The organism is Lichenihabitans sp. Uapishka_5, assembly GCF_033947565.1.
Lineage (GTDB): Bacteria > Pseudomonadota > Alphaproteobacteria > Rhizobiales > Beijerinckiaceae > Lichenihabitans.
This window is the reverse complement of the sequence record NZ_JARPVX010000110.1, coordinates 1-9,424: the sequence shown is the minus strand read 5'-3', so window position 1 is coordinate 9,424 and position 9,424 is coordinate 1. Positions and strand designations below refer to the sequence as shown.

Sequence of the window (9,424 nt, the reverse complement as noted above, 5' to 3'; positions counted from 1 at the left end):
ACCCGGGGCCGCGCGCCATGATCGCTGCCGCCCTGGCCGAGGTGGCGTCGGCCCAGGGCGTACCGGCCGACTTGGTGGTGGAGGTCGGCATCGTGGATGGCGCCCGCATCGCGCTGCGCACCATGAATGCCCGCCTCGGCATCCTGGGCGGGCTGTCGGTGCTGGGCACCACCGGAATCGTGGTGCCCTATAGCTGCGGGGCCTGGATCGCCACCATTCACCGCGGGATCGATGTGGCGCGCGCGGCCGGTCTGGCCCACGTGGCGGGCGCCACCGGCTCTACCTCCGAGGCCGCCGTCAAGGCGCTCTACGGCCTGCCCGAGCAGGCGTTGATCGACATGGGCGATTTCGTCGGCGGCATGCTGAAATACCTGCGCCGCACCCCCGTCCCGCGGGTCACGGTGGCGGGCGGCTTCGCCAAGATGTGCAAGCTCGGCCAAGGCTTGCTCGACCTGCATTCCCGGCGCGACGCGGTGGATTTCGACTGGCTGGCCGCACGGGTCGCGGAAGCGGGCGGGTCCGCGGCGGCCGTCGAGGCCGCACGGAGCGCCAACACCGCCCTCGCGGTGCTCGAAGCGTCGCGCGCGTCTGGCCTGCCGCTGGCCGCTTTGGTCGTACAGGCGGCCTGGACGACCGCATCGCGTGCGCTCGATCGGTCCGATGTCAGGCTCGATGTGGTGGCGTTCGACCGGCAAGGGGGATTTCTGGCCGCGGCGGGCGCGGACGCCTTGCTCACGAATGCAGGCGAGAGCCCGCAGGCGGCTCGGTCGTAAGACGCACGACCGTCGCGTCGTTGTCGGGCCCGACATCCACGGCTGCGCCGATTTACGGCTTCAATCCCAGGCCGTCCTGTTCTAGGCAGGGTTCTTGCTTCTAAGGGGCGGGAGGACGGGGATCGATGCTGGCCGCCTATGTGACGGAATGGGGATCGCTGCTGCTGCGCTGGCTGCACATCGTGACCGCCATGGCGTGGATCGGTGCTTCGTTCTTCTTCATGCACCTCGATGCGAGCCTCAGAACCACGCCGACCATCGCCAAGGGCGGCGTCGCCTGGGAGGTGCACGGCGGCGGTTTCTACGAGATGCGCAAGTATCTGGTGGCGCCCGAGCAGATGCCGCCCGAGCTCACCTGGCACAAATGGCAGTCCTATTGGACCTGGATCTCCGGCTTCTCGCTGATGGTCTGGATCTATTACGGGCAGTCGAGCCTTTATCTCGTCAACCCGGAGGTGATGCGGCTCGCGCCCTTCGAGGCCGTGCTGCTCGGCGTCGGCGGCCTGGCGCTTGGCTGGGTCGTCTACGATCAGGCCTGTCGGCGCCTGGTGGGGCGGCACGACGCGCTTCTGGCGGGCCTCGTGTTCGTCTTTGTCATCGGCATGAGCTGGGCCTGGGCGCATGTCTTTTCCGGCCGCGGCGCCATGATCCACACCGGGGCCCTGATGGCCACGATGATGACCGGCAACGTGTTCCTCAACATCATCCCCAACCAGAAGAAGGTGGTGGCCGACCTTCTGGCCGGGCGGACCCCCAACCCGGCCTTCGGCCATCAGGCCAAGCAGCGCTCCACCCACAACAATTATTTCACGCTGCCGGTCATCTTCATGATGATCTCGAACCATTACCCGACGACCTTCGCCGACAATGCGGTGATCCCGCTGGTGGTCACGCTGGTGATCGTGGCCGGGGCCGTGGTGCGGCACTTCTTCAACATCCGGCATCGCCTGCATGGCGACAACTGGCGCTCGCCCTGGTGGGCCTGGGCCGTGGCGGCGCTGGCCTTGTTCACGGCCTTCTACGCCGGCATGGCTGCGAGCCCGAGCGGACGCGACCGCCTGGGCCTGCCGCCGTTGGCCGCGCCGGAGCCCGGCAAGGCCGCCGCGGCCACAGAGCCTGCGGCCATGCCGCTGCGGTTGGCCGATGCGCTGCCGCCGCCGGCCGTGGTGGAGGTGATCTCCACCCGCTGCGCCATGTGCCATGCGGCCCAACCGGCGTTCGAGGGGCTGCAGATCGCCCCCAAGAACGTGCATCTCGACACGCCCGCCGCCATCGCCCGGCAGGCCGACGCCATCCGGGTGCAGGCCGTGCTGAGCCACGCCATGCCGCCCAACAACCTGTCCGAGATGACGCCCGAAGAACGAAGCGTTCTCGCTGCTTGGCTGCTGCCCCGAACCTGAACGTCAGCCGGTCGGCGTTGCCGCGAACGCCCGCACCGCCTCGACCAGCACCGCGAGTGCCACGCCGGCATCGGCGGCGGTGATCGACTCGGCGGGGTTGTGGCTGATGCCGCCGGTGCAGCGCACGAACAGCATGCCGATCGGGCAAAGCCGCGCCATCGCGAGGCCGTCGTGGCCGGCGCCGCTCGGCAGGCGCACCACCGGCAGGCCCTGCCGCGATACGGCCTCGGCCAGAACACCCTGCAGCGTGGCGCCGCAAGGGGCCGCCGCGACCTCGTAGAAACGCGTCACCGTGATGCCGACGCCGCGCCGCGCCGCGCAGGCCGCGAAGCCGTCCTCGAGACGGTCCAGCGCCGCCAGTCGGGCGGCGTCGTCGGGGCTGCGCAGATCGACCGTCAGGCGTGCCGCGCCCGCGATGACGTTGACGGCGCCGGGCTGCGCCTCGATCTGCCCCACGGTCGCCACTACGGCGGGGTCGGCCAGCGCCAGAGCTTCGACGAGGCCGACCATCTCTGCCGCGGCCGCGAGCGCGTCGCGTCGCAGCCGCATCGGCACCGTGCCGGCGTGGCCGGCCGTGCCGACGATCTCGACCTTGAGCCGCGTCGCCCCGGCGATCGCCGTCACGACGCCCACCGGCACGTCTTCGTGCTCCAGCACCGGCCCTTGCTCGATATGTACCTCGAGATAGCCCATCACCGAGCCAGGCGGGCGCGCCAGGGCCGCGATGGCTTCGGGATCGCGGCCGAAGTGGAGCAGCGCCTCGCGCAGCGTCACGCCGTCGGCATCGCGCCCTTCCAGGGCAGCGGTATCGAAGCCGCCGGCCAGCGCCCGGGAGCCCGACAGGGTGTGCGGAAAGCGCACGCCTTCCTCATCCCCGAAGGCCACGACCTCGATGGCGAACGGCAGTGCCACGCCCTCGGCGCGCAGCTGCGCCACGGCCGCGATGGCCACCACCACGCCCAACGTGCCGTCGAAGCGGCCGCCATTGCGGATCGTGTCGATATGGGAGCCGAGGATCAGCGTCGGGGCGTCGGGCCGGGGGCCTGCGAGCCGCCCCACCACGGTGCCGAGCGCATCGACGGTCGTGTCGAGCCCGGCCGCGCGCATCCAGTCCGACACCGTCTCGATCGCGGCTGCATGGGCGGGCGTGAGGTAGAGGCGCGTCATCGCGCCGGGTTCGGCGCTGTGCCGCGCCAGCGCCGCAAGCTGCGCCATCAAGGGCGCACCCCGATCCTCGTTCCGTACGAAGGTTTCGCTCAATGCCGCACGTCTCCACCCCCTCCGGCATGGCCTCGCGGTGCCGGCGCCCTAACTGAGCGGCGATCCAACACAGGAGCAGGCATGACCACCACCACACCATCCGGGCTGCAGATCGAGGAGATCACCGAGGGCACGGGCGCGGAAGCCAAGCCGGGTGCCTCCGTGCAGGTGCACTACACGGGCTGGCTGACGGACGGCAAGAAGTTCGATTCCAGCAAGGATCGCGGCCAGCCCTTCGTGTTCAAACTCGGCGGCGGCCAGGTCATCCGGGGCTGGGACGAGGGCGTCGAGGGCATGAAGGTCGGCGGCAGCCGCAAGCTGACCATCCCGCCCGAACTCGGCTATGGCGCGCGCGGCGCCGGCGGCGTCATCCCGCCGAACGCCACGCTGGTGTTCGAGGTGGAACTCCTTGGCGTCTGAACCCTGAAACAAAGAACGGCGCCCCAGAGGCGCCGTTCGTCACTCAGCCGGTTTGCTGCACGCCCGACAGGCACCAGGGCCTGCCGGCGTCGCGGCGGAATGTCCAGAGTTCGGTCGCCTCGACCGGGCTCGACGGATCGCCTTCCATCACCCGGCCCGTGTTGCGGTCCACCGTGGTGTCGCGGCAGCTGAACCGCATCGCCACGGTGGCATAGTCGGTCGAGCCTTCGCGCCAGGCTTCCGAGAGGTCGCCCTGCAGCAGGCGCACATCCGCCAGATCGTTGCGCAGGTTGCGGCGCCGCGTGGCGTCGAGTTCCGACTGCAGGTTGCGCAACATTTCGGGTGTCACCAGACGGCCGAGCGCGGTGATGTCTTCGCGGCCGTAGGCATATTGGATCTCCGACAGCTGCCGCTCGAAGGCGGTGAAGTCGTCAGGCGTCACCTGCAACGGCGTGCCCTGAGGTCCCGCGGGCCGTGTTCCGCCGAAGCCTGTGCCCGCGCCACCCCCGAGGCCGCCGAGCGGCGACCGACCCATGCCACCACCCGCCGGGCCCGCAAAGGCCGAGCCGCGGTTGCGGAAGAACCCGATCGCGAAGCGCACCAGCAGCACGATGAGGCCGATCTGAAGCAGCAGGCCGAGCATCGAGGTCAAGCCGCCGAGCCCACCGAAGAACCCATGGCCCGTCAGCATGCCGAGGACGCCCGCACCGAGCAGGCCCGCTGCGAGGCCGGTGCCGAAGCCGAAGCGCCGCGGCTGCGCCATGCCGGCCCCGAAGCCGCCCGGCATCGACTGCCCATAGCGGGGCGCCTCGCTGTTGCCGAACGGCATGGCCTGGCGGGGCGCCGTCGCGGTCGAAGGCGGCGCCGAATAGCTACGGCTGCCCCGCGATCCGAAGGACGAGCCGCCGCCCATGCGGGCCTCGGCCGACGGAACGACCGCCGCCGCAACCACCAGGGCTGCGAGGCCGGCTGCGAGCGTGGTGCGGAACGACGTTCCGCGAGGGGACGGGATTGAGGAGGTCATGACCTTCGTCGCAATGCGGTCGAATTGCCGCCACGGTCCATATGGGGAGCGGCCGAGGGAGCCCGCAAGGCGGCCAAGATGTAGCTTTCGTAAGCATCGGCCGTCGCTGTTTTGACCCTGTGGCCCGGGACCCATTATATCGGCCCACGAGGGTCGGGATGGGCGCCATGGTGGACGGGATCAGCAAGCGGCTCGCGGCCGGGCTCGCAATGGCGCTGCTGGCATCCGTGCGCTCTGCGACCGCGACGGAGCTGAACCAGCCGGCGCTGCCCACCTTTGCCTTGACGGCACCGGCGGGCGAGCCCTCGCCTTGGGCCGGGCTTTACGTCGGCACGGAGGTTTTCGCGGTGTCGGGCGGCAAGGGCGTGGGGGGCGGTTTTGGCGGTGGCGGCTTCGCGGGCTACCGGCACGAACTCGACAACAACTGGGTGGTCGGCATCGAGGGCGGCGCCGGCTATGCGCCAAGCCTCTTCAGCGGGTCCAGGCGCGGCTTCGACTATGCCGATGTCGAGGCCAAGGTGGGCTACGACATGGGCCGGTTGATGCCCTTCGTCACCGTGGGCGGTCTCGCGGCGCGGCCGAGCGGCCGTACCCTCGGTGGCCTCGGCGGCACGAACGACGCCGTCAACGACCTGTTCAACGCGTCCGGCGACCTGCGGGGCTATGCGACGGTCGGAGCCGGCTTCGCCTACCAGCTGACGCCCAACACCACGGTGGAGCTGGCGGTGCAGAGCCTCCATGGCAACGGGGCCGCGCTGCCCTGACGGCGTGAAGCGCCGCCGCGTTTCGAGCGGCGGCTTCTTTCATTCGGCCGCGATGGCGCTCACCCGCGCCGACAAAGCCTGGCACACATCGTCCACCACCGCTTCGACGAGGCCATGGTCGTCGCCTTCGCCCATGACGCGGATCAGCGGTTCCGTGCCGGATGGCCGGATGACGAGGCGGCCGCCGGCGCCGAGGCGCTCGCGCCCGGCCTCGATGGTCTTCACGATATGGTCCTGGCCGAGCGGGCTCGGGCCCGCGAACCGCACGTTCTTGAGGATCTGCGGCACCGGCTCGAAGCGGTGGCACACCTCGCTGACGCGCTTGCCACTCTTCTGCACCGCGGCCAGCACCTGCAGGGCCGCCACGAGGCCGTCGCCCGTGGTGGAATGGTCCGACAGGATGATGTGGCCGGATTGCTCGCCGCCGAGGTTGTAGCCGTGCTGGCGCATGTGCTCGAGCACGTAGCGGTCGCCCACCGCCGTGCGCACCATGCCGAGGCCGAGATCGGCGAGGTGCCGCTCGAGGCCGAGGTTCGACATGATCGTGGTCACCACCCCGGGCTTCGCCAGGCGCCCGTCGTCCTGCAGGCTGCCGGCGATCACGGCCATCAGCTGGTCGCCGTCGATGATCGTGCCGTGCTCGTCCACCATGATGAGGCGGTCGGCGTCGCCGTCGAGCGCGATGCCGACGTCGGCCCGCATTTCCCGCACCTTGGCCACCAGCGTCGCCGGGGCGGTCGAGCCGCAATCGCGGTTGATGTTGAGGCCGTCGGGCTCGACCCCGATGGCGAAGACCTCGGCGCCGAGCTCCCATAACGCTTCGGGTGCCACCTTGTAGGCGGCGCCGTTGGCGCAATCGACCACAATGCGCAGGCCTTCGAGCGACATGTTGCGGGGCAGGGTGCGCTTGGCGAATTCGATGTAGCGCGCATGCACGCTCTCGATGCGCTTGGCGCGGCCGAGGTCGGGCGACTTCGACAACCGGGCGCCGATCGGACCATCGATGAGGCGCTCGATGTCGGCCTCCATTTCGTCCGACAGCTTGAAGCCGTCCGGCCCGAACAGCTTGATGCCGTTGTCCTCATAGGCGTTGTGCGAGGCCGAGATCATCACCCCGATGTCGGCCCGCATCGAGCGCGTCAGCATGGCGACGGCCGGCGTCGGCACCGGGCCGAGCAGCATCACGTCCATGCCGACCGAGGTGAAGCCCGCCACCAGGGCCGTCTCGATCATGTAACCCGACAGCCGGGTGTCCTTGCCGATCACCGCCCGGTGGCGGTGCGAGCCGCGTTGGAACAGGAGGCCGGTGGCCTGGCCGACCTTCATGGCGAGATCGGGCGTGATCTTGCCATTGGCGCGGCCCCGGATGCCGTCCGTCCCGAAATAGGCGTTGCCCATAGGCTCGATCTTCCGCTTCACGTTTCCGTCACGCTAGCAAGCGCCATCCGCCGCTGCCATTCACGATGCGTTACGGTGTTTAACAAGCGCTTGCCAAGGGGCGTGGCTGCGGCCGGCTTGATCGCATCCGCCCGATGGCTCACATGGGGACCATGATCCCGTCCGAACCCGCCCATTCTTCGCAGTCCCGACTCGGTCGCTACATGGGTGGCGCCCCAACGGCCGTGGTGGTGCGGCTCGCCGTCCTGTCCCTGGTGGTGGGCGCCATGATGGTGTGGCTCGACATCGACCCGCTGGTGCTGGTCGACGGGGTGCAGCGGCTGGTGCTGCACGTGTGGAACATGGGCTTCGGCGCCGTGCATGACGTCGGGCGCTACATGGCGGCAGGCGCCCTGGTGGTGGTGCCGATCTGGCTGCTGGCAAGGGTGTTCGCGGCGGGCGGGGGCAGGCGCTGATCAGAACCGGACCGCCAGGCTCGCCTGGCCGAAATGGTCGGCGCCCTGCTGGGTCCTGAACTCCTTCGAGCGCTCGGTGAAGGACACGTCGAACTTCGCCCAGTCGCGGTAGAACACCGAGGCGCCGGCCGACACATCGCCGACGCCGATGTTTTTCTCGACCGACCGGCTGTTCACGACGGAATTGCCGTCGAGGAAGATGTTGTGTGCCACCGCGCGGCCCTGCAGGCTGGCGAAGAGGGACCAGCCGATATCGTGCTCGAGCCGCGCGGCGTCGAACCAGGCGCTGCCCCCCGCCGCGGGACGGATGCGCTCCATGCCGTAATCGACGCCGAGGTTCTGGCCGAACCGCACCGTGGCGCCGGCCGCCGCATAGGTCATCACGTTGCCGGCCGTCAGGCCCGCCTCGGGGATCACCTCGGCCTCGAAGCCCGCGACATGCGTCTGCCACAAGCGCCACTTGCGCTCGTAGGTGACGAGGAAACCGGGCTCGTTGCGCAATTGATAGCGATAGCCCTGGTCGAGGTTCTGGTTGTTGAAGCCCGCGACCGCATGGAAGGCTTCCTGCGCCTGCCGGGCGAGCGAGTCCGGGCCCACCACGCCGCCCAGCACCTCGAGCGTTTCCAGCAGGGTGCCGCCCGTGTCCTGCATCAGGCTGCCGCCGGTGAAGAGATAGCCCGCGAAGGGCCGGTCGGTCGGGTCCGGCACGGCATCGTGGGTGCGGGTCGGCGTGAAGATGGTCTGGCCCACCGTGACCGCGAACTTGCGCTGCGTGCCAGCCCCGGACTGGAAGATCGGCAGCACGCTCGCCACGCCGTCGAACAGCCGGGTGGTGACATCCTCCGGCCGCACGCTTGGCGACAGAAAGGTGATCATCGCGCCCTGGGTGTAATGGCGGTCGCGTCCGTCGGGCAGCAGACCGTCGTTCTCCTCGGTGAAGGTGAGGCGGCCGTGTTCATCCGCCTGGGCCGGTGCGGGCGGCAGGCTCACGGCGGCTGCGCCAAGGCCGAGGGCCAGCGCCGCCGCAACGAATCGGGCGACCGTCGCGCGAGCGGTGAAGCGAAGCATCGCGCCAGCCTGTTGAAGCTACGCCGCCCTGACAAGCGGCGGCATCGCCTATCCTCGCCAGGGGATGCGGTTTTAACCCCGGGTGTGGGCGCCGCGCACCGTTTCCGGGGTTCCCCTTCAGCGCGTCTGGATGGCGTAACTGGCTTCGCGGCCGATGCCGTTGGCGGAAATCACCAGGATGCGCACGTGATCGGTGCCCATGAATCCCTTCGGGGCCCGGTAGAACATCTTCAGCCCCGCGACGCGGCGCTTGTTGCAGGCCGAACGGGGGTTGCCGTGCGGAAAGGCCATGAAGTCGCGGCCCTTGTCGGTCGTTACCGTGCCGGCCTGCGGGCCGTCGATCAGCCGCACGGTCGGCAGGCCGGGCGTCGAGCAATCGGGGTTCACGCTGGCGAAGAAGTCGATCTGCTGGTTCGTGCCCGACGGCACAATGCGGGCCTCGTCGGCGTGAGCCGCCTCGACGGTGCCGGCGATCAGCAGCAGGGCCAGGAGCGGCTGGCAGGGGAAAAAGCGCATGATGGGGTCCTGATCTGGGTCGGGCTTGCACCCGCTACGGAACCAAGGCGGCGCGGGCGTCTTTGAGGACCACGAGCCTGTGACACGGGAACATTGCATGAACCGCCTTCTCGCCACCTTAACGACCGCCGGGTGCCTGGCCGCGTTCGGCACCCCCGGCATGGCCATGCCGACGAGCCCCGTTGGGCTCGCGCAAGCGGACGCCCTGCCGATGCTGCGCGTCCAACTCGGCAATGGCGGGCCGGTCGGCGGCGGTCCCGGGGGCAGCGGCAACGGCACCGGTAGCGGTCTCGGCAATGGGGCCAGCCGCGGCACGGGCACCAGCGGCGGCCCGGCGGCCGGAACC

At 69.8% G+C, this 9,424-nt stretch carries 10 protein-coding genes and 1 pseudogene; 6 read left to right on the top strand and 5 right to left on the bottom strand.

What is annotated here, in order from left to right:
• Positions 1-773 (top strand): cobalt-precorrin-5B (C(1))-methyltransferase CbiD (gene cbiD / locus P7D22_RS20985; protein WP_319936206.1); only part of this gene is annotated, 773 nt, incomplete at its 5' end.
• 128 nt (positions 774-901) lie between these two features.
• Positions 902-2,173 (top strand): urate hydroxylase PuuD, encoded by a 1,272-nt coding sequence (locus P7D22_RS20980; RefSeq protein WP_319936208.1) that lies wholly within the window; start codon positions 902-904, stop codon positions 2,171-2,173.
• 3 nt (positions 2,174-2,176) lie between these two features.
• Here P7D22_RS20980 and P7D22_RS20975 read toward each other — a convergent pair whose 3' ends face one another.
• Complete coding sequence (locus P7D22_RS20975) at positions 2,177-3,433, bottom strand: allantoate amidohydrolase (protein ID WP_319936205.1); 1,257 nt, start codon at positions 3,431-3,433, stop codon at positions 2,177-2,179.
• Between the two features lie 81 nt (positions 3,434-3,514).
• Between P7D22_RS20975 and P7D22_RS20970 the strand changes: the two genes are divergently transcribed.
• Entirely contained in the window at positions 3,515-3,853 is a 339-nt protein-coding gene (locus tag P7D22_RS20970; protein WP_319936204.1) for an FKBP-type peptidyl-prolyl cis-trans isomerase, read from the top strand.
• Between the two features lie 43 nt (positions 3,854-3,896).
• On the opposite strand, the gene P7D22_RS20965 is transcribed toward P7D22_RS20970, so the two are convergent.
• Positions 3,897-4,877, bottom strand: coding sequence for a TIM44-like domain-containing protein (locus tag P7D22_RS20965; protein WP_319936203.1), 981 nt, complete (start codon positions 4,875-4,877; stop codon positions 3,897-3,899).
• Between the two features lie 167 nt (positions 4,878-5,044).
• Between P7D22_RS20965 and P7D22_RS20960 the strand changes: the two genes are divergently transcribed.
• A complete protein-coding gene (locus tag P7D22_RS20960; protein WP_319936202.1) occupies positions 5,045-5,641 on the top strand; it encodes an outer membrane protein in 597 nt (198 codons plus the stop codon).
• A gap of 39 nt (positions 5,642-5,680) precedes the next feature.
• Here the strand turns inward: P7D22_RS20960 and glmM are convergent, their stop codons facing one another.
• The gene (gene glmM / locus P7D22_RS20955; RefSeq protein ID WP_319936207.1) at positions 5,681-7,039 is read right to left on the bottom strand and encodes a phosphoglucosamine mutase; all 1,359 of its coding nucleotides are present in this window, start codon (positions 7,037-7,039) and stop codon (positions 5,681-5,683) included.
• A 143-nt stretch (positions 7,040-7,182) separates the two neighbouring features.
• Here glmM and P7D22_RS20950 point away from each other — a divergent pair, with 143 nt between their 5' ends.
• A complete protein-coding gene (locus P7D22_RS20950; protein WP_319936201.1) occupies positions 7,183-7,494 on the top strand; it encodes a DUF6460 domain-containing protein in 312 nt (103 codons plus the stop codon).
• On the opposite strand, the gene P7D22_RS20945 is transcribed toward P7D22_RS20950, so the two are convergent.
• Both P7D22_RS20945 and P7D22_RS20940 read right to left on the bottom strand, forming a co-directional pair.
• Entirely contained in the window at positions 7,495-8,562 is a 1,068-nt protein-coding gene (locus P7D22_RS20945; RefSeq protein WP_319936200.1) for a lipid A deacylase LpxR family protein, read from the bottom strand.
• Positions 8,563-8,679: 117 nt separating this feature from the next.
• Positions 8,680-9,078, bottom strand: coding sequence for a hypothetical protein (locus tag P7D22_RS20940; RefSeq protein ID WP_319936199.1), 399 nt, complete (start codon positions 9,076-9,078; stop codon positions 8,680-8,682).
• A gap of 97 nt (positions 9,079-9,175) precedes the next feature.
• On the opposite strand from P7D22_RS20940, the pseudogene P7D22_RS20935 reads away from it, so the two are divergent.
• Positions 9,176-9,424 (top strand): annotated as a pseudogene (locus tag P7D22_RS20935) (hypothetical protein); the annotation flags it as partial.

Excerpts from the sequence above, each read along its gene's own strand:
- P7D22_RS20970 (WP_319936204.1), top strand. The coding sequence starts at position 3,515 with ATGACCACCACCACACCATCCGGGCTGCAGATCGAGGAGATCACCGAG.
- P7D22_RS20965 (WP_319936203.1), bottom strand. The coding sequence starts at position 4,877 with ATGACCTCCTCAATCCCGTCCCCTCGCGGAACGTCGTTCCGCACCACG.
- P7D22_RS20945 (WP_319936200.1), bottom strand. The coding sequence starts at position 8,562 with ATGCTTCGCTTCACCGCTCGCGCGACGGTCGCCCGATTCGTTGCGGCG.
- P7D22_RS20950 (WP_319936201.1), top strand. The coding sequence starts at position 7,183 with ATGGGGACCATGATCCCGTCCGAACCCGCCCATTCTTCGCAGTCCCGA.
- P7D22_RS20960 (WP_319936202.1), top strand. The coding sequence starts at position 5,045 with ATGGTGGACGGGATCAGCAAGCGGCTCGCGGCCGGGCTCGCAATGGCG.
- P7D22_RS20940 (WP_319936199.1), bottom strand. The coding sequence starts at position 9,078 with ATGCGCTTTTTCCCCTGCCAGCCGCTCCTGGCCCTGCTGCTGATCGCC.
- glmM (WP_319936207.1), bottom strand. The coding sequence starts at position 7,039 with ATGGGCAACGCCTATTTCGGGACGGACGGCATCCGGGGCCGCGCCAAT.